General features: G+C 58.8%; 20 protein-coding genes, 1 pseudogene and 1 riboswitch. Of the genes and pseudogenes, 2 read left to right on the top strand and 19 right to left on the bottom strand.

Going from position 1 to position 23,303, the window contains the following annotated elements; all coding sequences use genetic code 11:
* Positions 1 to 176: 176 nt before the first annotated feature.
* The 3 genes from PHU01S_RS15235 to PHU01S_RS15245 form a co-directional block, all read right to left on the bottom strand.
* Positions 177 to 1,436, bottom strand: coding sequence for an SGNH/GDSL hydrolase family protein (locus PHU01S_RS15235; RefSeq protein ID WP_127508254.1), 1,260 nt, complete (start codon positions 1,434 to 1,436; stop codon positions 177 to 179).
* Positions 1,437 to 1,630: 194 nt separating this feature from the next.
* Positions 1,631 to 1,792: a hypothetical protein gene (locus PHU01S_RS15240; protein WP_021879014.1), complete on the bottom strand. Its 162-nt coding sequence runs from the start codon at positions 1,790 to 1,792 to the stop codon at positions 1,631 to 1,633.
* Between the two features lie 215 nt (positions 1,793 to 2,007).
* Positions 2,008 to 2,592: a DUF2569 family protein gene (locus tag PHU01S_RS15245; RefSeq protein ID WP_164763080.1), complete on the bottom strand. Its 585-nt coding sequence runs from the start codon at positions 2,590 to 2,592 to the stop codon at positions 2,008 to 2,010.
* A 115-nt stretch (positions 2,593 to 2,707) separates the two neighbouring features.
* A riboswitch (purine riboswitch) is annotated at positions 2,708 to 2,806 on the top strand.
* 49 nt (positions 2,807 to 2,855) lie between these two features.
* On the opposite strand from PHU01S_RS15245, the gene PHU01S_RS15250 reads away from it, so the two are divergent.
* The gene (locus tag PHU01S_RS15250) at positions 2,856 to 4,196 is read left to right on the top strand and encodes a 5'-deoxyadenosine deaminase (protein ID WP_021879011.1); all 1,341 of its coding nucleotides are present in this window, start codon (positions 2,856 to 2,858) and stop codon (positions 4,194 to 4,196) included.
* Between the two features lie 247 nt (positions 4,197 to 4,443).
* On the opposite strand, the gene trxA is transcribed toward PHU01S_RS15250, so the two are convergent.
* From trxA to PHU01S_RS15310, 12 genes are all read right to left on the bottom strand, one after another.
* Positions 4,444 to 4,755: a thioredoxin gene (trxA, locus tag PHU01S_RS15255; protein WP_048748247.1), complete on the bottom strand. Its 312-nt coding sequence runs from the start codon at positions 4,753 to 4,755 to the stop codon at positions 4,444 to 4,446.
* Between the two features lie 52 nt (positions 4,756 to 4,807).
* Positions 4,808 to 5,233: an RrF2 family transcriptional regulator gene (locus PHU01S_RS15260; protein ID WP_048748248.1), complete on the bottom strand. Its 426-nt coding sequence runs from the start codon at positions 5,231 to 5,233 to the stop codon at positions 4,808 to 4,810.
* Positions 5,234 to 5,353: 120 nt separating this feature from the next.
* Positions 5,354 to 6,190, bottom strand: coding sequence for an aldo/keto reductase (locus tag PHU01S_RS15265; RefSeq protein ID WP_127508258.1), 837 nt, complete (start codon positions 6,188 to 6,190; stop codon positions 5,354 to 5,356).
* Between the two features lie 247 nt (positions 6,191 to 6,437).
* A complete protein-coding gene (locus tag PHU01S_RS15270; protein WP_021879007.1) occupies positions 6,438 to 7,769 on the bottom strand; it encodes an ABC transporter substrate-binding protein in 1,332 nt (443 codons plus the stop codon).
* Between the two features lie 155 nt (positions 7,770 to 7,924).
* Positions 7,925 to 9,142 carry an AGE family epimerase/isomerase gene (locus tag PHU01S_RS15275; RefSeq protein WP_048746212.1) on the bottom strand — a complete coding sequence of 406 codons (1,218 nt, stop codon included), beginning with the start codon at positions 9,140 to 9,142 and terminating at the stop codon, positions 7,925 to 7,927.
* A 37-nt stretch (positions 9,143 to 9,179) separates the two neighbouring features.
* A complete protein-coding gene (locus PHU01S_RS15280; RefSeq protein WP_127508260.1) occupies positions 9,180 to 10,121 on the bottom strand; it encodes a glycoside hydrolase family 113 in 942 nt (313 codons plus the stop codon).
* Between the two features lie 1,209 nt (positions 10,122 to 11,330).
* Entirely contained in the window at positions 11,331 to 12,167 is an 837-nt protein-coding gene (locus tag PHU01S_RS15285; RefSeq protein WP_049868396.1) for a carbohydrate ABC transporter permease, read from the bottom strand.
* 3 nt (positions 12,168 to 12,170) lie between these two features.
* A complete protein-coding gene (locus tag PHU01S_RS15290; RefSeq protein WP_048745312.1) occupies positions 12,171 to 13,049 on the bottom strand; it encodes a carbohydrate ABC transporter permease in 879 nt (292 codons plus the stop codon).
* Between the two features lie 424 nt (positions 13,050 to 13,473).
* Entirely contained in the window at positions 13,474 to 14,970 is a 1,497-nt protein-coding gene (locus PHU01S_RS15295; protein ID WP_127508263.1) for a response regulator, read from the bottom strand.
* Positions 14,967 to 16,877, bottom strand: a complete 1,911-nt coding sequence (locus PHU01S_RS15300; RefSeq protein ID WP_127508265.1) for a cache domain-containing sensor histidine kinase — start codon at positions 16,875 to 16,877, stop codon at positions 14,967 to 14,969. Before PHU01S_RS15300 ends, PHU01S_RS15295 begins: the two co-directional genes overlap by 4 nt.
* Positions 16,874 to 17,947: a LacI family DNA-binding transcriptional regulator gene (locus PHU01S_RS15305; RefSeq protein ID WP_127508267.1), complete on the bottom strand. Its 1,074-nt coding sequence runs from the start codon at positions 17,945 to 17,947 to the stop codon at positions 16,874 to 16,876. The genes PHU01S_RS15300 and PHU01S_RS15305 overlap by 4 nt, the downstream gene beginning before the upstream one ends.
* Before the next feature lie 258 nt (positions 17,948 to 18,205).
* A complete protein-coding gene (locus tag PHU01S_RS15310) occupies positions 18,206 to 19,081 on the bottom strand; it encodes a DUF72 domain-containing protein (RefSeq protein ID WP_048748647.1) in 876 nt (291 codons plus the stop codon).
* A gap of 108 nt (positions 19,082 to 19,189) precedes the next feature.
* On the opposite strand from PHU01S_RS15310, the gene PHU01S_RS15315 reads away from it, so the two are divergent.
* Complete coding sequence (locus PHU01S_RS15315; protein ID WP_048748646.1) at positions 19,190 to 19,456, top strand: hypothetical protein; 267 nt, start codon at positions 19,190 to 19,192, stop codon at positions 19,454 to 19,456.
* Positions 19,457 to 19,504: 48 nt separating this feature from the next.
* On the opposite strand, the gene PHU01S_RS15320 is transcribed toward PHU01S_RS15315, so the two are convergent.
* The 4 genes and pseudogenes from PHU01S_RS15320 to PHU01S_RS25830 all read right to left on the bottom strand — a co-directional run.
* Positions 19,505 to 20,227, bottom strand: a complete 723-nt coding sequence (locus PHU01S_RS15320; RefSeq protein WP_048748645.1) for a serine/threonine-protein kinase — start codon at positions 20,225 to 20,227, stop codon at positions 19,505 to 19,507.
* A 50-nt stretch (positions 20,228 to 20,277) separates the two neighbouring features.
* The gene (locus PHU01S_RS15325; RefSeq protein WP_232316960.1) at positions 20,278 to 21,237 is read right to left on the bottom strand and encodes a glycosyltransferase family 2 protein; all 960 of its coding nucleotides are present in this window, start codon (positions 21,235 to 21,237) and stop codon (positions 20,278 to 20,280) included.
* Positions 21,227 to 22,654, bottom strand: coding sequence for an undecaprenyl-phosphate glucose phosphotransferase (locus tag PHU01S_RS15330; RefSeq protein ID WP_021878995.1), 1,428 nt, complete (start codon positions 22,652 to 22,654; stop codon positions 21,227 to 21,229). The genes PHU01S_RS15325 and PHU01S_RS15330 overlap by 11 nt, the downstream gene beginning before the upstream one ends.
* A gap of 137 nt (positions 22,655 to 22,791) precedes the next feature.
* Positions 22,792 to 23,303, bottom strand: a pseudogene (locus tag PHU01S_RS25830) (glycosyltransferase family 2 protein); the annotation flags it as partial.

Genomic DNA, 23,303 nt, shown 5'->3' on the forward strand with positions numbered 1-23,303 from the left:
GCAATGGTCTTCTCTTCAGGTACACGTCCGACATTCCCGGTTGGATGACGCGTCCGCAATATGGATGAATCCTGCTCCTTCATATGAACATAACCCTTCAACCAAACGGCCCGCCGCACGTCGCTTCCTCAAGGAAAACACGCTGGACGGGCCGCAGAATGGCCGGGACAAAAAAGCTACGGATTGATAAATACCGTTTTGAGATGAGCAATGTAGGTCACGCCGAAGCCAAGCCCTTTGGCCACTGTAGCCAGCGGCACATACGTCTTGGATTCCTTGCCTACCTGCTGCAGGTAGGCTGGAGAATCGACCGGCACGGCGACCCCGTTCACGGTCACGGTCGAGGCGCCGATTTTCACGCCGACCGTCAAGCTGCCGTACTTGATGTTGGCCGTCGACGTTTTGGCATCCCATACGGTTTTCGCGCCTACGGCCTGCACGATATCCTGGATGGCGATGTAGTTGACGCCTTTCTTGAGCACCGGCTTATAGGGGGTGTCGAGCTTCTTGCCGACGGCATAGATGTTCATCGGCGAACCGGCCGCGGGAGCAGCCAGATCGATGTTCGCTCCCCATACCGCCGCCGCAAAGGTGCTGGCGATGACCGCGTACCCTTCCTGCGTCGGATGGAAATCCCGGTCCTTGACCATATGGGTGAGGACGCCTTCGCGCCCGACGAATTCCTTGGCGACATGGGCGACCTTGACGTCCGCCCCCTTGGCGGAGTAGCCTGCCGCGAGCTTATCCAGATTGGCCGTAAAAGCATCCGTCGCTCTCGTCAGCTTGGCGTACAGCTCCTTGCCGCCGATGACCGGAAGCGGCTGGTACTGGTCGGCAATGACGACCGACGCATGGGGATTGATTTCGTGAAGAACGTCGAGCACGGCCGTCATATTGCCGGTGTATTCGGTCAGAAGGGAGGCGACCTGCGCCGCCAGATCGGCATCCGACAAGGCGGACGCGCTCGTCAGCAGCGCGGAGACGTCGTTGCCGCCGACCGTGATGGCGACGAGGTCGGCGGACGCAAGCTCCTGGCTGATCTTTGCGGCAGCCGCTCCGAACTCGTTCGTCCTCGGATCGGGAAGGCCCGGTTGAATGGCATCGGCCGTTATCGGCGTCCCCGAACCGATGGCGCTTACAAACGCTTTCAGTCCGGAGCTTTTCAAGCCGGCGATTCCGTAATTGGACAGCGAGGCGCGTCCGTGCAGGAGCGCCTGCTCGTACAGGCGCTCTGCGTAGCCGTAAGGAGGAGAAGCGACCGTGTATTCCACCTTGGGCTCGTACCCGACGGTGATGGAATCTCCCAGGGCAACGATATGATAGTCATCGGGCTGAGCCGCTGTCTCTGCGCCATAAGCGGCGCCCGCGCCGCCGCCGAAAAGCAGCAGGAATGCGAGGGCGAGGCGGCCCTTCAGCGATAAATGGATTCTTTTCATGAGAAACGCTCCTCTCTGTGAATCCCCTCTATTCTATCACTTGGGTTTGCCTCTGAATATATGGATAAAGGATATATTTACCGCCCGGATCCGACAGGCACGACGGCGTTTCGGCAGCCGGAGGACAAAAAAAGAAACGAAGCCGTCGACAGGCCTCGTTTCTTCGAAAAGCCGCGATTTCCGGAATCGCGGGGTCAGGACTTGATCCTTCTGAACATCATTCCGATGCCTCCGATGAGGAGCAGGATGGCCAGAATGTAAAAGACGAATTTGACCGAGTTGACGACGAAATCGAAAAGCCCGGATATGCCGAAAATAAGGCCGGCGATAATGAGGATGACGGCTAGCAAACGCATAAGGTTATTCCTCCTTCGTTCGGATCGTTCTTATAGCTCTATATACCCCGGGCAAAGGCATCCGACGCTCTCGGCAAGAGCTTTCAATCCGCTTCGTTTTCAGAAGGCCCGAAAGGCCGGCTGGCCGATCGGATTCGCTCAAGAGGGCATTGTCTGTTCGATTTCATTCGCTCGGGAGGACATGCGCCGTTCGTCTTGCTCCCAAGCACGGTCTTTCAATGGACGAACGTGTTCCTCACCCGAAGAGACCGCCTGAAGTAGGGAATCCAGGCCGCGGCCAGCACCGCCGTCCGCAGCAGGGCCGGAAGCGAATTCTGCAGGACGCTTTCTCTCGTGGAAGGCATGAGCAGGATGAACACGCATTCCAGCGCGACCGCGCCCAGGCAGGCGAGCAGATACAGGGCGATCCAGGCGGGGAAGGCTTGCAGCCTGCGGTAGAAGCCGGCCAGCATCATCGCCGTGGCCAGGAGCAGCACGGCCAGCTCCGCCAGCTCGTAGACGGCAAGCGGAGCCATCAGCGGATGATAGTCCGGCGCCTGGCTGTCGATGATGGCAGGCCAGCCTCCATCCGCGAACAAATAGCGGATCAGTCCCGCGAGCTGCGCCGCGAACACAGCCAGCTGAAGAGCGAGGCCGACCTGGACGAGCCACAGCCACCCGCCCAGCCCCGACAAGGGCGGCTTCGTCAATGCTCCACTCGATCTTCCCGCTCCCCTTTCGGTCGACCCCCCTCTTCGTCCGACATGCCGCCATCGGCTTGTCCCTTGGTTCCGGTTCGCCTTGCGCCTGCTTTCGCCCATGCCGCCACCCCTCTCCGGTTCTCGATCCCCGCCGGTCCCATGCCGCGCCTCCAGCGCCACGCTGCCTCGCATGAGTTGACATTGAAGTTTGCGTTGCAGTATTCTGATCCTACAACCGCATAAATACGTCTCATTTCGTATATCCTGGACGATAGGGTCTAGGGTTTCTACCGGAAACCGTAAATTTCTAGCTACGAAAAAAATATGCCCCTCGGCGTATTTTATTCGCGGCTATTTTTAGTTTTTGAAGGAGTGGAGATTCCATGCCCCACACGATTTTGATCCGGAACGCCCAGATCGTCACGATGAACGCGAACGAAGAGATTCTGCACGGCGATATCCGGATCGAGGACGACCGGATCGCCGCGATCGGCCCGGATCTCGACGCCAGCGGCGCCGACCGCGTCATCGACGCTTCCGGCCGCACCGTCATCCCCGGCTTTGTCCAGACCCACATCCACCTGTGCCAGACTTTGTTCCGCGGCAAGGGGGACGATCTGGAGCTGCTGGACTGGCTGCGCAAGCGCATCTGGCCGCTGGAGGCCGCCCACGACGAGGAGTCCATCTATTACTCCGCCATGCTCGGCATCGGCGAGCTGCTGCAGAGCGGCACGACGACGATCGTGGACATGGAGACCGTTCATCACACCGACTCGGCCTTCCAGGCCATCGCTGCAAGCGGCATCCGCGCGCTGTCGGGCAAGGTCATGATGGACCGCAAAGGAAGCGACATCCCGCTGCCGCTGCAGGAAGAGACGAAAGCCTCGCTGCAGGAGAGCGTCGACTTGCTGGAGAAATGGCATAACCACGACAACGGCCGGATCCGCTACGCCTTCTCCCCGCGCTTCGTCATCTCCTGTACGGATGAGCTGCTCCGCGAGGTCGCCAGTCTCTCCGACCGCTATCAGGTGAACGTCCATACCCATGCCTCCGAAAATCTCGGCGAGATCGAGCTGGTGGAGCAGATGACCGGCATGCGCAATATCGCCTACCTCGATCATATCGGGCTTGCCACGGACCGGTTGATCCTGGCCCACTGCATCTGGCTGGACGACAACGAGAAGCGGATCATCCGCGAGCGGGGAGTTCATGTCAGCCATTGCCCGGGCTCCAACCTCAAGCTCGCCTCCGGCATCGCCGAAGTTCCCGATATGCTCGATACAAGCATCAGCGTGAGCCTTGGAGCGGACGGAGCGCCATGCAACAACAATCTCGACATGTTCAACGAAATGCGTCTGGCTGCCCTCATCCAGAAGCCGATTCACGGGCCGACGGCGATGGATGCGCGCAGCGTCTTCCGCATGGCGACGATCGGCGGAGCCAAGGCGGTCGGCATGAGCTCGGAGATCGGAAGTCTGGAGGTCGGCAAAAAAGCCGATCTGGCTATCCTCAACCTGAACCAGTTCCACACGTTCCCGTCCTTCGATGTGGACATTATCTCCCGCATCGTCTATTCCGCCACCCGGGCGGATGTCGAGACGACGATCGTCGACGGCAAGGTGCTAATGGACCGCGGCGTCATGCTGACCGTCGACAAGGACGTAACGCTCCGCGAGGCGGACCGCTCCATCCGCCGCCTGCTGCAGCGCAGCCCTCTGACGTAGAAAGACGGCTCAGCCCGAAAAAGCCTCGCGCCTCCTTTAAAGGAGGCGCGAGGCTTTTTCGGCGAGCTTGCCGGACAGATGCGGCGGCGACAACCCGAAGACTGCAGCTAAATCCAAATAAGAAGCCGTCAAAAAAACCCCGGTCTTCGCCGCGAGGCGCTGGACCGGGGTTGTTGTTGCGCTGATGCCGCCGCATCGCGGCTGGTGCCGAAGAGAACGGCGGCGGCGCAAGCCGCAAGGCGGAAGCTTACAGCTGGCCTTGGATTTTGTTTTTCAGGGCGTCTTTGCTTTGCACGCCGACCATTTTGTCGACCGGCTGGCCGTCCTTGAACAGGATCAGCGTCGGGATGCTCATGACGCCGAATTGGGAAGCCAGCTCAGGCTCTTCGTCGACGTTGATCTTGGCGATCGTTGCCGTGCCGGCAAGCTCCGTGGAGAGCTCTTCGACGATCGGAAGCTGCATTTTGCAAGGTCCGCACCAAGGAGCCCAGAAGTCTACCAGGGACACGCCGGATTGCACAGATTCATTGAAGGTTTCTTTCGTCAGTGCTACTGCCATGTTCAATCATCCTCTCGGTTAAATAATTCATTCCATCTACCCCGGATGCCGCTCAACACGAATCGCAGCTATGGATGTCCTTGAGCACGCCGGCGATGGTCAAGCCGGAGAAGTAATCCTCCAGCTGCTGCTCGGCCGTGCAGAAGATACGGTTCATGACTTCGTTCATGTTGGATCCGACGAGACAATCGCAATCCGGATCGCCCGAGCACCAGTTCGGCATCAGCGACCCTTGCGCAATCGTCCGGTACACATCCTTCAGCGTCACCTCTGCTGGATCCATCAGAAGCCGGTAGCCTCCTCCGGAGCCCTCGCGCGTGGCCACATAGCCGCTGCGCTTGAGATAACCCATCACCTTGCGGACGCGGGCCGGATTGGTGCACACGTTCTCGGCGATCGTTTCGCTGGAGGCGCTGCCTTCCGGCAAGTAAGCCAGCAGCACCAGGCTGTGGACGGCAATCGTAAATTCACTGTTCATGCGAGACGGCCACCCCGTTTCGTACTGTAATAATACCAGTTACAGTTGAGAGTGTCAAGAGGAGGGCGTCCTTAGTGTGCGCCTTGGATATGCCCGTTATCCGCCGTCCCGCCAGCGTTATTAAAAGTCGAAGTTGTCGGGATCGGCTCCGAAGCGCTTGTTCTGGTTCAGCCCTTCGATAAGCGCCATGTCCTCATGGGACAGCTCGAAGTCGAATACGTCCGCATTTTCGCGAATCCGCTTCTCGTTCGTCGATTTCGGAATCGTAATGACGCCGTTCTGCAAGTCCCAGCGGAGCACGATCTGCGCCGGCGTCTTGCCGTACTTGTCCGCCAGCTCGTTCAGCTGCGGCAGATCAAGGTTGCCCTGCATCAGCGGGCTCCAGGCTTCCAGCACGATGCCTTGATCCTGGCAGAATTGGCGAAGCTCGGTCTGGGCAAGCAGCGGATGGTATTCCACCTGGTTGACCATCGGCTTGATCTCCGCATCCCGGAGGAGATCCTCCAAGTGATGCACATGGAAGTTGCAGACGCCGATCGCGCGTACTTTGCCGTCCTTGTACAGCTGCTCCAGAGCTCGCCAGGTTTCCTTATACTTGCCTTTGACCGGCCAATGGATCAAATACAGATCGATGATTTCGAGACCGAGCTTGCGGCGGCTCTCTTCGAAAGCGGCAAGCGTGCTGTCGTAGCCCTGCTCCGCGTTCCAGACCTTGGTCGTGATGAACAGCTCGTCGCGCGGCACGGAAACGTCCGCGATCGCACGGCCGACGCCTTCTTCATTGCCGTAGATCTTCGCGGTGTCGATGCTGCGGTAGCCGGCGTTCACGGCATCCTTGATCGCCTGCTCGACCTGGCCTTCCTCCGTGACTTTCCAGACGCCCAGTCCCAGGCGCGGCATGCGCACGCCGTTGTGCAGCTCGGCCGTATCTTGAAGTCCCTGCAGTTGTACCGTCATTCCGAACATCTCCTCCACATCGAATGTTTGCTTTTCGAACCTTTACCCTACTTATTTTACCACCCGGCCCCCTCGTCAAACAAACAAGGCTGGCGAGGGCGGCAAGGAGCCGAAACATGATGTCCGGTTCAATCGATGGGGCAAATGCGTCAGGCAGGCGCAACCTGCTCGGATAAACTCATTCATGGCGAACCTGACAAAAAAACAGGCTCCCGAATCGGGAGCCTGCTTGGCATGGGATCCGGTTTTAGTAGCCCAGATCCGTTTTGGCTTTCGCCCATTTTTTGTTGAGGTCGTCCAGTCCGGCTTTCAGATCCTTGGAGATGAGCAGATCCTGGATGTAGTTGCCCGTGCCGATGCCGATTTGCGCTTTGTTCGCGATTTCCGCGAATTTCGGATCGTTAGGCAGCCCTTCGATGAATGTCGGGTTCGTCGCCTGGAACTCGGCCAGCTGCGGGGATTCCGCTTTTTCCGATTTGATGATCGGCATGAAGCCGGAGTCCTTCACATAACCGGATTCTTTAACGAAGAAGTCGACCCATGCGGTAGCGAGCTCTTTGTTCTTGCTGTTTTTGCTGACGGCGATCATGTAGTCGGAGCCCAGAGGCGCGTTCAGCTTGCCGCTGTTGTCGTAAGGGAACGGCACGAAGCCGATGTCGTCGGAGGAAGCGCCGGCTGCCTCGACTTGCGGAATGACCCAGTTGCCGAGGAAGTACATGGCGGCTTTGCCGCTGGCCACTTCGCCTTTGGACATTTCCCAGTTGTTCGTGTACAGATCTTTCTCCACCCAGCCCTTGCTGATGAATTCACGGCCGATTTGAGCCAGCTGGCCCCATGCGTTGTCCATTTGGAAAGGAGCCGGATCGGCGGCCATTTTGGATGTGAGGTCCGCTTCGCCTGCAACATAGAACGCGGAGCCGTCGCCCCAAGTGCCCATCGGCCACTGAGCGCCGAAGTTCATGTAGAGCGGGATGATGCCGGCGTCTTTCAGCTTCTGCGCGTCAGCGTACAGCTCGTCGAGCGTCGTCGGCGCCTTGTCGATGCCGGCTTTCTTGAACGCCTGCTTGTTGTACACGAGGCCTTGCGTATTGACGCCGGTCGTGATGCCGTAGCGCTTGCCTTCGAAGGCGTTGTTGTCTGCGAAGTAGACGTCGTCGAACATCGAATCCGGAAGCGGCTCGAAATACTTCGGATAGTCGGTAGCCGGCATGCCCGCTGGCACCATCAGCACGTCGCCCGTCTCGCCTGTCGTCAGGCGCGTCTTGATATCGGTCGCGTAGTTCGTCAGGCCTTCGAATTCAACCTTCGCATCCGGGTTTTTCTCTTGGAACTTCTTGACGTATTTGTCCATGGTGCCGTCGTTGATGTAGTCGGTGCGGTGCGTCAGCACTTTGAGCGTGCCCTTCAGGCCGCTTGCTTCGCCCGTGCCGCCGGCATTCGTGTTGGATGCCGTTCCCGTATTGGCCGCGCCCGTGTCGCCTGTGTTGCCGGCGTTGCCGCTGTTGTTATTGTTGCCGCATGCGGCAAGCATGGACAGGGAGAGGACGGCTGTCATTGTGACCAAAAGCGGTTTTTTCATGTTTTTTTGCCCCCTAAAATATAGTGTGCGGAATTATGCGGGTTTTGCGTTCTTTGTTTCGAAACCGTTTTCTGTTATCGCTTACATGACCTATTCTAGTCCTTGCGGTCTTGCAAAAAAATGAACTGCGTTTGTTTTTATTGTCATCTCTTATGCTAACGAGATCTTTTTGTTAGCGATTCCAAACGCTCCACCGCTTCCAGGCAGGCGCGGCTGTTATGATAAGGACATTTCCAGGCGCCTACCTTCTGCTGCATGGGATTCGGCACGCCGTCGCGGGTAACCTGCCAATGCCATTCGCCGCCTTCGCGGTCGCTGATCTTCTCCTGGATGAACCGCCAGCTGCGCTGCGAAGCCTCCAGATAACGCTCTTCGCCGGATAGCTGATAAGCGTTCAGATAGCCGACCATCGCCTCGGCCTGCGGCCACCAGTCCTTGCTGTCGTCCAGCTTCCCGTTTCCATGCAGCTCGTTGAAAACAGCTCCGTCCGCATCCGTTCCTTCCTCGAGCGTCGCATGCGCCATCGCAAGAGCAGCCTTATGGACGCGGGCTTCAAGCTCCGGATCTCCGAGCACTTCCGCCGCTTCCCACAGCAGCCAGCTGCCTTCGATATCATGGCCGTAGGAGACGTCGGCGGCCTGCGAATTCCATTCGTCGTCGAAGAACAGCAGGAAATGGCTGCCGCGGCTGTCCAAGATCCGGTCCAGATGCACCTCGATCAGCTCTTTGAGCTTCAAGCGAAGTCCTTCCGGCTTCCAGATCCGGTACAGGTTCGTATAGGCTTCCAATACGTGAAGGTGGGTATTCATGGATTTGCGCTCATTGAGGTCCTTGCCGCTCAGGCTGAGATCGTCCGTTTCGCTCCAATCCCTGGCGAGAGCCTCGATGTAGCCGGTATGGACGGGATCATAGGCGTAACGCTCCAGGAGACGGTAAATCTCCTCGGCGAGTCCAAGCGGCTCGCGATTGCCCGTCGCACGGACATATTCCGCCAGCGCATAAATGACGAAGGCTTGGCCGTAAACCTGCTTTTTATCCTCGGATGGGCTGCCTTCGGGATGGATCATCCAGTAGAAGCCGCCATGCTCCTCGTCCTTGAAGCGGGTCTTCAACTGATCAAGAGCGCGGTCCGCCATGCGCAGATCGTCTTCCTGGCCGTAACGGCGATAGGCAGCTGCGAATGTCCATAGAATGCGGGCGTTCAGCACGAGCGACTTGTGCGCCCCGGGCACGATTTCACCGGCTCCGTTCATCTCGCCGATGAAGCCCCCGTTCGTTTCGTCGAGCGTATGCTCCTTCCAAAAGCCGAGGATGTTCTCCTTCAGCTCCTTTTCCAGCTCTGCGCGCCATTCGGCGTTCATGGATTCAATCATCGTATAGATCCTCCTTCGTGAAAATAGAAGCCTGCGCTTAAACCCGTCCGTAGTAATCCCTCACGACTGCAGCGGCAGGCTTGCCGTACATGCAGTAATCGTCGTTGGCCGCGGCATCCTCTTCGCTGTACAGCCTTGCCGGCCAATCCCAGAGCATGAAGCCGCGCACCCACTCGCGCTTCTCGCAGGCTCCGAACATCGCCTCGTAATAGCTCTTCTGCGCTTCGCCGGACGGAGCTCCGGGAAGCGACCAGTCGTTGGGCCGCAGCGGGGAGCCTTCGCGGCTCGGACAGCCGGCTTCCATGAAGAAGAACGGCTTCCCGTAAGGAGAAACGGCCTCGTGGATGCGGTCGAGATGCTGCTCCCACTCGCCGATCGGATAATAGCCGCTGGAGGAAATGATGTCGACCGCATCCCACCATTTCACGTTGCCCTCCTGGTACTTGTCGCAGTTGTAGGTGATCAGGCCGCCATACACCTTGCGGACTTCGGCGATCAGCGCCCTCCATTCGGCTTCCCGCTTGTCGGTCTGCACCATCTCGCAGCCGATGCAGAGCATCTCGCAGCCTTCCTGCTCGGCGATCTCCGCATAGTGGAGGATGAACTTCCCGTAGGAAGCGAACCACTGGCTCCAGGTCGGCTCGCCGGGGATGTCCATGTCGAAGAAATTGATATGCGCCCTCCAGGTTCCGTCCGCGCAGTTGACTACCGGCTTCATGACCACCTTCATGCCCATTTCCTTCGCCCGGCGGATCGCGGCGCGAACCTCGCCGTCCGTGACGGTCGGCTCCTGCCAGTACGTGACTTCGGTCGATTGCGCCGTCGCCTGCATCGCTCCAAGCGTGATTCCTGCCCAGCCGACGTTCAGCTTGGCCATCTCGTTCATGGAATGCTCGGCCTCGGGGCCTTCCCAGGTCCCTCTTACTCCGGTCCATCCCCAGGTCATGCCGGTAATCATTTCGAGTTCGGGTTTGCTCATTTTGTTGTTCCTCCTCAAAAAATGCTTAACATCCAACCGATTGGTCGCCATCCCCGCCGGCGTTACTTAAACCACTCGCCGGAGCTACATAAACCATCCAACTAATTCTGGATATTCTCGCTGCGCAATCATGAACATCCAACACAGATTGGCCCTGTCCTCGCCGGCCTTTACTTAAACCATCCAACTAATTCTGGACTATTCCCGCTGCGCGATCATGAACATCCAACACAGATCGGCTCTATCCTCGCCGGCGTCACTTAAACCATCCAACTAATTCTGGACTATTCCCGCTGCGCGATCATGAACATCCAACACAGATCGGCTCTATCCTCGCCGGCGTTACATAAACCATCCAACTAATTCCGAATTATTCTCGCTGCGCGATCATGAACATCCGACAAATTGTGTACTAGCTTCGCGTTTTCGGCCCATGCTGCGTTCGCCCGGCTTGCTTTCTTATCGTATGATCTCAATCCTGGCAGCTTGGCCGATTGCAGCTCCTGTCGCCCGAGCCTCGCTTGTTATCGGACATACGATCCGTTATTTTGTCGTTTTACTACCTAACCAGCTTGTTATCGGACATGAGATCCGTTATTTCGCCAAAATGAGACCCTACGAGGGTTAAAATCGCTAAATAACGGATCGTATGTCCGATAAATGGTGAAATCCTTGCTTTTGAGCCGAATAGCGGATCGTATGTCCGATAAATTAAAAAACAGACGAGCACTGTGGCTCCGAAACTTCATCGTTGAAACTTCCCTTTCTCCCTCCAAGCGGATCGGAGGTGACCTCGCCTCGCTGTTGTTCTCCCTCCAAGCGGAGCAGAGGTGACCTCGCCTCGTTGTTGTTCTCCCTCCAAGCGGAGCGGAGGAGGCCTCGCCTCGTTGTTGTTCTCCCTCCAAGCGGAGCGGAGGAGGCCATCCGAATCCGGAAAAGCGGCAGCGTTCGCCTTTGAAGACGGATTGCAACCCTGTCAGGGGGTGTAAATCAGAGCAATCCGGCTTCAACAGCGATTGGAGGATCGGATGGCCTCCGAAGCGCAGCTGGCGTTCCTCCTTCCGATGGCCTCCACAGCGCAGCTGGCGCTTCTCCCTCCGATGGCCTCCGCAGCGCAGCTATCATTTCCCCCTCCGATGGCCTCCGCAGAGCAGCTGCCCCTTTCCCAAGGAAACAGCAAAGGCGGCCCTCAAGCCGCCTCTGCAATTTTTACTTGACCGCCCCGTTCGTAACCCCCGCGAAAATATAGCGCTGAAGGAAGAGGAACAAGACGACCGTCGGAATGAAGATGATCAGGATGCCGGCCGAGATGACGTTGAGCTGGGCGGCATTCGGCCCAACGAACGAGTAGATCGCGGTGGAGACGACCTTGAGCTTTTGGCTCGGCATGTACAGGTAAGGCGTATAGAAATCGTTGTAGATGGAAATCGTCTTCAGGATGATGAGCGTCGCCGTGGCCGGGGCCAGCAGAGGGAAGATGATGGAGCGGTAGATCTTGAACAGCGAAGCCCCTTCCATCATCGCGCTCTCGTCCAGGTCTTTCGGAATGCTGTTGACGAACTGGAGATAGATGACGATCTGCAGCACGTCGGCGCCGATGTACAGAATGATCGGAGCGCCCATCGTGTTGTACAGGCCGAGCTTCTGGATGACGGAGAACGTGGCGACCTGCGTCGTCACCATCGGGATGACCTGGGCGACGAGGTACATGCCCATGATCGGCTTTTTCAGCTTGAAGTCGAAGCGGCCCAGGGCGTACGCGACCATCGTGCCGAGCACGACGTTGCCGGCGACAGCCGCAACGAGGATGATCAGCGTGTTCTTGAAGCCGAGGCCGAGATCTCCGACATCGTATACTTTTTTGAAGTTGTCGAAGTTGAAGAAGTCATGCGGCAGCGCCAGGGAGGACGACTGGTAGTACTCCATCTGGGTTTTGAACGCGCCGACGAATACCGAGTAGATCGGGAAGAACACGACGAACAGGGCGAGCACGATCGTGAGATATTTGAAAGCCGTGAACAGCGGCGAGCTTTTCTCTTGATCCATGGTTTATTTCCCCTCCCTGAACAAGACTTTGCGCTGGATGACGATGAAGATCAGTACGATGATGAGCAGCACGACCGCCATGGCCGATGCGAGGCCGAAGCTCTGATACTTGAAGGCCGTGTCCACGGTCTGGATGACGAAGGTCTGCGTTCCGTTGGCTCCGAGCATCATGACGTAAGGAATATCGAAGGCCTCGAGGGCGCCGGTCAGCGTCAGCAGCAGCATGAGCGAGAGGACGCTTTTGATGCTGGGCGCGGTAATGAAGCGGAATTTCTGCCAGCCGGACGCGCCGTCGATCGATGCCGCCTCGTAGATGTCCCCGGGAATGGACTGCAGGGCGCCGATGAAGATCACCATGTTGAGGCCCATGTATTTCCACATCGAGATGAACGCCAGAGAAACGTTGACCAGATGCGGATTGCCGAGCCAGCTCTGCTGCCAGGAATCCAGTCCGACTGCGCGCAGAAGGCCGTTCAAGGCTCCATAGTCGAGATGGTACACGTTCTTGAACATGATGACCGTCGCGACGCTGTGCAGCACATACGGCAGGAACAGCGCGACGCGGAAGCCGTATTTCCCCTTCAGCCTTCCGGTCAGGATAACGGCGAACCACAGGGAGAAGGCCACCTGGATCAAGCCGCCGACGAAGTAGTAGGCGTTGTTCTTGAGGGCGTTGAACACCTCGGGCTCGGAGAAGATCTGCTTGTAGTTGTCCAGGCCTACCCAGTTCATGTCCCAGCCGGTGCCGGTCCAGTCCGTAAAGCTGTAGTAGATCAGGGAAACGGCCGGATAGTACGAGAATGTAAGGCTGAGCAGGACCGGTATGGTCAGAAAGCCGAACAAGATCAGTAATCGCTGCGTTTTGTAGGTAAGCCGATTCACGAAGTTTCCCTCACTTTCATTTGCCGGGATTGATACCGCTTTCAGTATAGACAATTATAGGCCCTTCCCTGGACTTTGCGAATGGACGGTGTTTGGTTTTGTTGTCTTCAATTGTGCTAACTCTGTTAGCTGCGTTAGCTTATGCAGCAAACAGGCATCTGCACGGATGCAGATGCCTGTTCCACTCGCCTGCCGGAACGGGATTCCCCTCATCAAGGCGATATCCATTCCTGCTATTTTAATCGCTGCCGTCCGTTGGCTGCTTTCCACCCTCCGCCTCTGGCTTGCCGTCTGCATGAGCCCTCGAAGCACATGAGCCTGCAATGACGACGATGCCGGATATGCTGTTGATGCTTATGCTCGCGCAAGTCAAGCAGCGGCTGCAAACCGAAGGCAGCAGCGAAGCGGCAATGGCTTCTTCCCGCTATCTGGCGCCGTCCCTGTATTCCTTGGGCGTTTTCCCTGTGGCCCGCTTGAATGCCTTGGTGAAGTAGGCGGGATCCGTGTAGCCCGACAGCTCGCCGACCTCGTAGGTTTTCAGCTCCGGACGTTCCTTCAGCAGCTTCTTGGCCTGCTCGATCCGCACCGAGATCGCATAATCGGTTATCGTTTCTCCCGTTTCGCTCTTGAACAGCTTGCTGAGATAACTCGGCGTCAAATGCACCAGATCGGCAAGCTTCTGCAGGTCCAGCTCCTCGCTGTAATGCTCATGCAAATAAGCTTTGACGGTTTCGACCGACCGGCTTTCATGCCGCTGGTCCTTGACCCGCCGCAGTCCTTCCTGGAAAATCTCCCGCAGCGCCGCCGCGTAGCGCTGCCACTCGGGGAAGCTGCTGGGCTGCGGCATGAAATGGCTCGCAGACTCCTTCCTTTCCGTCAGCCCCTCCTCCAGGGCGGCGGCCGCTTCCGCTGCGGCATCGACAAGAACGCTCCACGCCATGCGCAGCTTTCCAGCCTTCCGAATCCATTCGTCCAGCGCTTCGGAAGCGCCGTCGAGATCGCCCGCCTTGACGGCTCCTTTGGCCTTGTCCACCCATCTGCGGAGCGGCTCCGGATCGGCCTGCCGCTGAGGCGCGGGGGCATATGCGGCGACGGGCTGTCCAGACGGAGCATACCAGGCGTTATGGCAGGCGGACTCCGCCTCCCTGTACGCTTGGCCCAAGCCGGATCCGCCGCTGTAGACGCCTCCCGTCCCGATCCGGGCTTCCATCGAGATCGGCAGCCTGCCCAGCAGCGTCACCGCGAGCTCTCTGGCCGTATCGGCATGGTCGCCCTTGCGCAGGCCGATCAGCAGAGCGACGCTCCCTCCCTCCCTGACGAGGGCGAGGCTGTCCCGGCGCAGCTCGGCCGCGGCCCGGCGCAGCTCCTCCCCGTCCAGCTCAGGAAGGACATGCAGCACCATGAACGCATACAGGCCCCGGATCAGCGGCAGCTCGTCGAGCTGGTCGCATGCCGACTGCCATACCGGACGAGGAATCCGCGACGAATCTGCGGACAGCATAAGCTCCAGCAGCGATTCCGGCTGGAAAGGCTGCCGTCCGCGCTGCTCGCCGACCTTGCCCTCCACCCTTTCGAGCAACCGCTCCAGCTCCTCCTGATTGACGGGCTTGAGCAGATAGTCCTCCACGCCGCAGCGAAGAGCTTCGCGCGCATAATTGAAGTCGTTGTGGCCGCTCAGGATGGCGATATGAACGGCGCTTCCCCGGCTGCGCAGCTCCGCGGCCAGCTGGAGGCCGTCCATCTGCGGCATGCGGATGTCGGTGATGAGCAGATCCGCTCCGGATTCCTCCAGCCTGCTGAGCGCTTCCCTCGCGCTCCCCCAGACGCCGACAACGCTGTAAGCGGGATTGGTCCGCTCGATGATCTTCGCCAAGCCAAGACGGATCTTCTCCTCGTCGTCTACGACGGCTACTTTGATCATGGTCCTTCCTCCTCCCCTCTTCCGGCTCCGCTGTCCGGCGCCAGATGCGCCGTATCCGGAATTCTCATGGTGACGCAAGTTCCATTGGACGGCTCTCCGTCCACTTTAAGTCCGCTGGATGGTCCGTAACGCAGCTGCAGCCGCTCCTGCACGTTGCGCAGGCCGATTCCTCCCGCGTACGGGTCAGGCTCGCCCTCCGGCTCCCCCGGCTGCAGACGGCTGCGTACAAGCTCCAGCTCCTCCTCCGCAAGACCCCGGCCGTCATCGCAGATGATGAACAGGCGGTCGGGACCGTCCACGCGCGTCTCGATCGAGATGTTCAGCCATTCCCGTTCGTCGTCGAAGCCGTGCAGCACCGCATTTTCCACGATCGGCTGGAAGATCAGCTTCATGACGCTCGTGTCGGCATGCCGGGCCTCCGGCGAGATGCTCAGCCTGAATCGGGCTCCGTAGCGGTGGTTCATCAGCTCGATATACTGCTCGAGATGCTCCCACTCTCTGGCGACGGATACCAGGCTGTCTCCCGCATGGAGACTGTACCGCAGCTGCTCGCCGAGCAGCTGCACCATGCGGCTTACCTCCGCGTCGTCGTTGAGAATCGCCGTCATGCGGATCGACTCCAGCGTATTGTAGATGAAATGCGGGTTGATCTGCCGCTGCAGGTTCTCCAGCTGCGCCTCCGTCCGGCGCTTCTCGATCCGGTAGATGTTGTCGATCAGCTCGCGGATTCTCGCGACCATGCGGTTGAAGGCGTGTCCGACCATGCCGGCCTCGTCGCGGCGCTTGACCGGAAACTGGACGTCGAAGTTTCCTCCCTGCACTTGCCGCATCAGGACGATGATGGAACGAAGCGGCTTGGTCAGAGCCAGGATCAAAATCAGGGTAATAACGAGCGCAGCGGCCATGGAAAGCCCGGCTGCGGCCAAGCTGTACATGCGGTTGCGCGCCGCATCCTCCACCAGATGCTTTTGCGGGACGGTAATGAGCAGCTTCCAGCCCGTCTCGGGAGACTGCCGGTAGATGACGAGGTTCTCCTCCCCGGCCACTTCCGTCCGGAAGCTTCCCGATGCCCCCTTCGCTTGCTTCAGCAGCGGCGTCTGCCCGAGGTTCTGGGCCAGGAACTGGCGCTCGCTGTCGTAAATGATGTTGCCCTCTTCATCGGCGATGATCGTCGTGCCCCGGGTCGCTTCGTCGAGATCCGTCACCATGTTTTCGATGACCCCGATGTTGGCGTCCACGGCGATGAGGCCGACCGAGTTGAAGGAGGTCGTGATGATGTCCCGGACGACCGTGAACACATATTGTTTGTTGTGCGAATTGCTTGTCACCGCCTGCGTGCTGACCAGCACAGGAGTTCCGTTCCGCGCCTGCGCGAGCTGCTTCCAGCGGGAGTAAGTTTCGCGCAGGTCGTTGCGCACGCCGCCGCTCTTGACCGCGGTATAGGGATTGCCCAGCTTGTCGAACAGGTACACGTTGCTGGACCCTTCCTTGAGGTTGTTCATGAAATAGATGCTGCTTTCGATTTCGCGCTGGATTTTCAGCTTGAAGCTCCGTTCCTCCCACTGATAGGAAGGATCGCTGTCCGGATTTTCCCCCCGGTGGTTTTCATAAAAAAGGTTGGACTGCTCAAGTCCGCTCTGAATTTCGTCGAGATACGCCGGGATGATGGAAATCTGCTTCATATCGTGGATGTAGTCGTCCAGCGAGTTCATCATTTTGCCGGAAATCTGGGACGCGAACGTAATCGTATTGTTCTCGATCGTGCGGAAATTATGGGATGCGGATACATACGTAATGACCGCGATCGGCAGCAGCACGACAAACACGTATACGATGAACAGCCTGGCCTCCATCCGATGCCAGAGGGGATCGAGCCGGAGCTTCAAGCGGCTAAGCAAGCCTCTCATAACCTTGAAGATGCCGCCGTCGAGCGGCGGATGACCAGCTCGCCGGTCAGCAGCACCTTCTCCACGGGGTTCGCCGGCTGCTCGGCTCGGCGAAGCAGCGCCTCGACGGCCCGCCGTCCCATGCCGTGCTTGTGCACATGCACCGTCGTCAGCGTCGGACTCGAGAGGGCGGCATCCTGAATGTCGTCGAATCCGGTGACCGACACGTCTCCCGGCACGGAAATCCCCATCCGGGCCAGCAGCGTCATGACGCACATGGCGATGGAGTCGTTGGCGCACGAAAACGCGGTCGGCATCCTGCCTTCCCTCGCCAGCTCCTGCAGCATCGGCTCCAGCGCTTCCGTCATTTCCGAACGGTTATGTCCCCGCACGGTCAGCAGCCCGTCATGCTGGCCCGAGGCGTCCAGCCCATGCTCCTCCAGCATGGAGCGGAAGCCGAACCAGCGGTCGTAGAAGCTGCGCGAATAAGACAGATTGCCGACGAACTGCAGGTTCCGGTGTCCGAGGCCGATCACATAATGGACGATGCGCCTCATCCATTCGAAGTTGTTCATCGACAGCACATCCGTCGGGATGAGCGGCTCCTCGTGGTCGATCAGCACCATCGGAATGCCGAGATTGCGGATCTCCAGCAGGCTTGGATAGGAGATGAGACCGACCCCGATCAGCCCCATCACCCCTCTGGGATTGATCATCGTGGAGAACTGGCTCGTAATCTGCTCCGTCACCAGCATCGAGCCGATTCCCCGCTCGTCCAGCTCCTCCTGGGCGCCTTCGATGATGCGTCCCCAGTAGTACGACTGACGGGTCTGGAAGCGGACGTTCGGGACGAGGATGATCACTTGCTTGTTGATGTTGACGGACTTGCCCTCATAGACCGGCGCCTGGATGACGTCCGCGGCAGCCGCGTCCCGCGCGGGGAACTTGTACCCGAGCTGGATGGCCGCCTGTACGATCCGGTCCCTCGTCTCGGGCTTGACGCCCCCCTTGCCGGACAGGGCTTTGGATACGGCGAACTTCGACATCCCGACATGGTCGGCAATATCCTGCATCGTCACTTTGGCATTCATATTGTTGAACCCGCCCATCTGTTAGGTTGTTAGGTTGATTTCTATTCCGCAAGCTAACAGCTATGATACCATGAAACGCTCTCCTGATTTCTACCTTTAGATTTTCAATCGCTGCCGAACTCATACGGAACGATGTCTTTTATTCCTCCCGCCCCCATGAACGAGCTGATCCTGTCGGTAAAATCCATATCACGAAAAAACCGATCCTGCATTTCCCCGCCGGGAAATCAGAATCGGCATCTTTCCTTATTTGCGGTGTCAAAACAGCTCCAATTGCTCCACATCCGGATCCGCTTCCCTGGCAGCATCGGCGGGAAGGGCAGGGAGCGGCTGCCCCAGCAGGGTCATGAGTTCCCTGGCATTGTCCGCCGCGTCGCCGCCGGAGTTGTTGTTGAAGATGACCGCAACCCGCTCCGACTGCCTCTCCAGCCTCGTCAGCCGTTCGGCCCATTCCTCCAGCTCCTCCGTGCTGTACCGGTACAAATAGCGGACCTCCCGCCAGTTCGGGCGGCCGGAGGAATGCCAGCCGGAGACATTGCGCCCGTGCAGACGGACCAGCGTGAAGCCGCTGTCCGTCGCTTCCTCGACGATCGGCACCGAGCCTTCCCCCGCCTGCGGCTCGTCGCAGACGGAATGATACCAGCCTTGATCCCGCATGAAAGCAAGCGTCTTCTCCCTCATCCCCGGAACGAACCAGCTCTGATGCCGGAATTCCAGCGCGCAAGGCACTCCTTCCATGCGGGCTTTGGCTTCGCGAAGCACAGCGACGTTCTCCCTCGTGCAGTCGAACCAGGGCGGATATTGGAACAGAACGCAGTCAAGCTTGCCGCTCTCTAGCATCGGCGTCAGCGCAAGCTTGAAATCGGCGAACATCGCGTCCTCGTCCGGATACGGAATCTTGCCGCGGGAATGGCCGGTCATGCCCTGGTATGCCTTGACGACGAAGCGGAACGCATCCGGAGTGTCCGCCGTCCATTTCTCCATATTCCGCTTGGGCTGCACCGCATAAAAGCTGCTGTCCACCTCCACGGTTCCAAACAGCTCTCCGTAGGTGTGGAGCTTGTTCCGTGCGCTTTCCCTGGTCGGATAGAGCTTGTCGTGATCCCCCCAGCCCGCGAGTCCTATCGTGATCATCGCTTCCCTTCTCCTTTCCGCAAAACGTACATTTTCTGTCATGCCCGACAGCCGCACAGGAATAGAATAACCACGAAAGCATCCTAACTTAACGAGGGTGGTGTCGGGATGGCGTTCGTATGGGCCGCAATTGTCGTGCTGGTTGTGGGAGCCATTGTTTTTGCCAGCATCAAGGCAGGCAAAGGATGGGTTCTCGCCAAGTCGGAGAGCAGCATCAGAGCCGACAGGCTGTACCGCTTGCAAGCCTATCTCAAGGATCATGGAGTGAAGACCAAGCTGAGCGAGGAAGCCGGCAGCCTGCGCCTGCTTGTCCGCCGCGGCGAAGCGGAGCGGGCCCGCCGGCTGGCGGAGGCCTTCGGCGACGAAGGCCATTAATGCCGGCTCAGGCCGGTATCCGCCGCAGTCCGCAAGGTCATGCCGCCCCTATTCGGGCGGCGGCCCTTGGGGGGACCGTCTGGACGGAGCTCCCTTCGGGCGGCGGCCCGATTGCCCCCTGACCAGGCGATAGCCGAGGCGGATTCCGTTCATCATCCAGGGCGGGATGCGCAGCGAGCGATCCGGCTTGGCGAATAAAGGCCGGTAAAGAGCATAGTAGGCTTTTTTCAAATCCGTCCACATGCTGCAGGGCTCCGGCTTCAAGAAATCGGATACGTCGACGACGATCCCCCTTCCGTCGCTGACCATCACATTTTTCCCATGGACATCATGAGGGTTCAGTCCTCTCGAGGCTGCGTAGGCGAGCGCTTCGTCCACGTCGGCAATCGCCTGCTCCGGTATGACAAGCCCCTCCAGCAGGCTTCGGTAGAGCGTCACTCCGCGCAATCGCTTCAGCAGCAAGTACCGGGTGCCTTCATGCTGGCCGGATGCATAACATCGGCCATAGGCAGGATGCTCCCCCAGCTTGCGGTATACCTCGACCTCATCCTCCCAGCCTTCCCGGTCCGGGGCATAAACCTTGACCGCCAGCCCTTCGAGCTCCGGATGAGCCAGCACCGCGGCATAGTTGCCGCAGCCGAGCAGCTCCCAGCCCGGAGGAATATCCAGCGCCTGCACCGGATGGCGCAAGCTCCCGCTTTCGAGCTTCAGCCCAGGCAGCAGCTCCGTGCGTATTCTTTCTTCGGCATGCCTTACTGCCCGCTGTTCCATTCGATGTCCCTCCAAAATAAGAGAAGGCCCGCAAGCGGACCGAAGTCCGGCTACGGGCGATACATGCTGAACTTGCGCTGAAGCCTGAGCGGCAGCCGCTTGTGGTGGATGCCCAGCTTATAGCCGATCAGCTTGGCCGCATTTTCCGCCGCAAGGCGGGGTATCCGAAGCCACTGGCCGTCTCCCGCCAGCGACTTGAGCTGGGCCTTGACCAGTCCGGCCCCCTCCTTGCCGACGGATGCGTAAGGGAGTATCCAGGACTGCTCCGCCATGGAGACGCCATTGTCGTAAAACCGCTTGAACTGCTGCAGCGGCGTGTAGTCATGGGAATGCACGACGCGGGCTTCGGCATTGTAAGCGATCCGGTAGCCCTTAAGGACGAGCTTCGCCGCCATGAATAGATCTTCGTTGAAGTGTGTCGGCTCCTGGAAGCCGCCCATCTCCGTGAACATGCCTCGGCGGATCGCCGAGCAGACGTTGGAGCAGAAGAAGGTTTTGATGCCGAGCACGCCCAGATCCTCCCTCCCCTTCTGCCGGGATTCCGGAGGATAGTTGTATTCCCTCGACATGCGCTCCAGCTGATCCGCTTCGGGCCTGGCCAACTGGCGGGCGTAAGCATATCCGACGCCATCCTCGTGAAGCGACACCGCCAGCTGCTCCAGCAGCCGGTCGTCGCATGGCATGGCGTCCTGGGTCATGAACAGCAGGATGCAGCCCGTCGCTTCCGCGGCAGCGCGATTCCTGGCGCCTCCGTGATCGAATTCCGAACGCCGGATGGCAAGGACTCGGGCTCCTGCACGATGAGCCGTCTCGGGAGTTCCGTCCGATGACTCCGTATCGATGACAATGATTTCGTAAGGGGGAAGAGTCTGCCGTTTAAGCCGCTCCAGCAGCTCGCCGAATCCCGGACCCGCATTGCGCGTCGGAATGATGACCGAGATCCTGTCACTCGGTCCCCGCGAATAAGGCAGACCGGCAGCCGGGGATTCGGCCCTGCTGTTAATAGGCATTTTTATGGATAAGTCCTTTCACGACGGTTTTGAAAATGATGCGGATATCGAAGAAGAAGCTCCAGTTCTCGATGTAGAACAGGTCATGCCGGATCCGCTCGTCGATGGACGTATCTCCTCGCAGGCCGTTCGTCTGAGCCCAGCCGGTAATTCCCGGCCGGATATGATGCTTGACCATGTAGCGCGGCACTTCTTCCTTGAACTGCTCCACGAAGAAGGGGCGTTCCGGACGAGGACCGACTACGCTCATCTCTCCCCTCAGCACATTGAAGAACTGAGGAAGCTCGTCAAGGCTCGTGCTGCGCAGGAACGTGCCGAAGCGGGTGCGCCGCGGGTCGTTCTTGACCGTCCAGGTCACGTCGGAAGCGACTCCGGCGCTGACCTTCATGGACCTGAACTTCAGCATATGGAAGCTGCGGCGGTTAAGCCCCACCCTCTCCTGCCGGAACAATACCGGGCCCGGTGAAGTCAGCTTGATGCCGACGGCGATTCCGAGCAGCACCGGGGACAGCAGGATGATGGCCGTCAAGGAGAACAGGATGTCGAAGGTTCGCTTGGCGATCCGGTTGCCCATCTCGTCCAGCGGCACGTCGCGGATGTTGATCAGCGGCACTCCCGCGAAATTGTCGAAGAACGGCTTGGCCGGCAGCAGATCGAAGTAATCGGGAATGATGAGCGTTTTGACGCCGGCCTTCTCGCAGATCTTGATAATGGAGCCGTACTTGGAGTGGGCATCCAGCGGAAGCGCCATGATGACCTCGTCGATCGTCGGATTGTCCGCCAGCATCTGCTCCAGATCCTGCAGCTTGCCGACGATCGGGCTGATCGGCTCCGAGCCGTAACTCGCCGTCACCTCGGCATCGTGCCGCACATGGAAGTCATCCAGAAAGCCGTACACTTCATAACCGAGATCCGGGTAAAGGCGCAGCTGGTCGTGGAAGCTCCGGCCGACGCTGCCCGCCCCCAGGATCAGCACGTAGCGCTTGTTGAATCCGCGCCGGCGGAACACGGTAAGCAGACGCTTGACCGCGAACCGGTATACGATCATCGCGAACAGGTTGAAGGCGAAGAAGATGGCCAGGAATTCCCTGGAAATATGTACTTCCTTGCTGATGAACAAGAGGCTCAAAAGAAGCAGCAGGCTCAGGCACTGCACCTGGAAGATCTTCAGCACGTCGCGCGAGAAGTTCATCCGGCGCTTGGGCTGGTAGAAGCTCGTATAGAATCCGATCAGCACGGCGGCGAACGCATAGACCGTGCTCCAGACCAGATAGGTCTTGAACGGGATCGTCTCGTAGGACGGCAGCAGTCCGCTATGGAACTTGATCCAGTAGGCGATCAGAAAGACGCCCAGCATGCAGACCAGATCCGCCAAAATGTATATTTGCGTCAAAAAACGCTGGTTTCTTCTCAACATATTTCATCACCGCAAATCTATAAGTCTAGCTATCTCACTAATTGTACCAAAAAAGGAGAAAGCCAGCTATCTATTCGACGCGTCATGCGGCAAAAGGTTGCTGGCAATGAGAGAAGCGCCTGTCTCAGGCCAGGGGATCAACGGCGCCTCGGCTTCAATCGAAGCTCGCGCCGCTTGCGCCGCATTTCCGGAATCCGGTTCCAGATGGATTTCCAGCAAGGAATCAAATCTCTCTCTTTCACTATGATATACCCCGCTTTGAGGGTTTCTATCGCGATCACCGCGGGCAGGTTCAATAGACTTCGCTCGTTTTTAATCAAGGTATAGAACCGGTTCTCGTACGAATGCCTCCGCACGAACAGAGAGATTACCGAGCGCCCGCCTTCCTTCCACCCTCGCGCATGCAAAGCTCTCGCCTCCGGCGCGTAGAGGGACTTCCAGCCGAGAAGCTCCGCTCTCCATGCCGCATCGACATCCTCCTTGTAGGCGAAAAAGGTTTCGTCGAAAAATTCGCCCTCGATGGAAACATGCTCCATCATGCTGCGGCGGTACATCGCGGCGGCGCCGGATACGCCGAACGCCTCGCCGCCGTGCAGCCAGCGGGAGGCCGGCTCCCCGGCTCCGCGGTCGCGGGCCTGCCGCGCGGCAT

The sequence above is a fragment of the Paenibacillus humicus NBRC 102415 genome (assembly GCF_004000905.1).
In the GTDB taxonomy this organism is placed as follows: Bacteria; Bacillota; Bacilli; order Paenibacillales; family Paenibacillaceae; genus Paenibacillus_O; species Paenibacillus_O humicus.

Coding starts and splice junctions, on each gene's coding strand:
- PHU01S_RS15285 (WP_049868396.1), bottom strand. CDS start 12,167: ATGGATCAAGAGAAAAGCTCGCCGCTGTTCACGGCTTTCAAATATCTC.
- trxA (WP_048748247.1), bottom strand. CDS start 4,755: ATGGCAGTAGCACTGACGAAAGAAACCTTCAATGAATCTGTGCAATCC.
- PHU01S_RS15330 (WP_021878995.1), bottom strand. CDS start 22,654: ATGTTGAGAAGAAACCAGCGTTTTTTGACGCAAATATACATTTTGGCG.
- PHU01S_RS15295 (WP_127508263.1), bottom strand. CDS start 14,970: ATGATCAAAGTAGCCGTCGTAGACGACGAGGAGAAGATCCGTCTTGGC.
- PHU01S_RS15310 (WP_048748647.1), bottom strand. CDS start 19,081: ATGATCACGATAGGACTCGCGGGCTGGGGGGATCACGACAAGCTCTAT.
- PHU01S_RS15315 (WP_048748646.1), top strand. CDS start 19,190: ATGGCGTTCGTATGGGCCGCAATTGTCGTGCTGGTTGTGGGAGCCATT.
- PHU01S_RS15250 (WP_021879011.1), top strand. CDS start 2,856: ATGCCCCACACGATTTTGATCCGGAACGCCCAGATCGTCACGATGAAC.
- PHU01S_RS15275 (WP_048746212.1), bottom strand. CDS start 9,142: ATGATTGAATCCATGAACGCCGAATGGCGCGCAGAGCTGGAAAAGGAG.
- PHU01S_RS15260 (WP_048748248.1), bottom strand. CDS start 5,233: ATGAACAGTGAATTTACGATTGCCGTCCACAGCCTGGTGCTGCTGGCT.
- PHU01S_RS15305 (WP_127508267.1), bottom strand. CDS start 17,947: ATGAATGCCAAAGTGACGATGCAGGATATTGCCGACCATGTCGGGATG.
- PHU01S_RS15240 (WP_021879014.1), bottom strand. CDS start 1,792: ATGCGTTTGCTAGCCGTCATCCTCATTATCGCCGGCCTTATTTTCGGC.
- PHU01S_RS15265 (WP_127508258.1), bottom strand. CDS start 6,190: ATGACGGTACAACTGCAGGGACTTCAAGATACGGCCGAGCTGCACAAC.
- PHU01S_RS15320 (WP_048748645.1), bottom strand. CDS start 20,227: ATGGAACAGCGGGCAGTAAGGCATGCCGAAGAAAGAATACGCACGGAG.
- PHU01S_RS15300 (WP_127508265.1), bottom strand. CDS start 16,877: ATGAGAGGCTTGCTTAGCCGCTTGAAGCTCCGGCTCGATCCCCTCTGG.
- PHU01S_RS15325 (WP_232316960.1), bottom strand. CDS start 21,237: ATGCCTATTAACAGCAGGGCCGAATCCCCGGCTGCCGGTCTGCCTTAT.
- PHU01S_RS15270 (WP_021879007.1), bottom strand. CDS start 7,769: ATGAAAAAACCGCTTTTGGTCACAATGACAGCCGTCCTCTCCCTGTCC.
- PHU01S_RS15245 (WP_164763080.1), bottom strand. CDS start 2,592: ATGGGCGAAAGCAGGCGCAAGGCGAACCGGAACCAAGGGACAAGCCGA.
- PHU01S_RS15280 (WP_127508260.1), bottom strand. CDS start 10,121: ATGAGCAAACCCGAACTCGAAATGATTACCGGCATGACCTGGGGATGG.
- PHU01S_RS15235 (WP_127508254.1), bottom strand. CDS start 1,436: ATGAAAAGAATCCATTTATCGCTGAAGGGCCGCCTCGCCCTCGCATTC.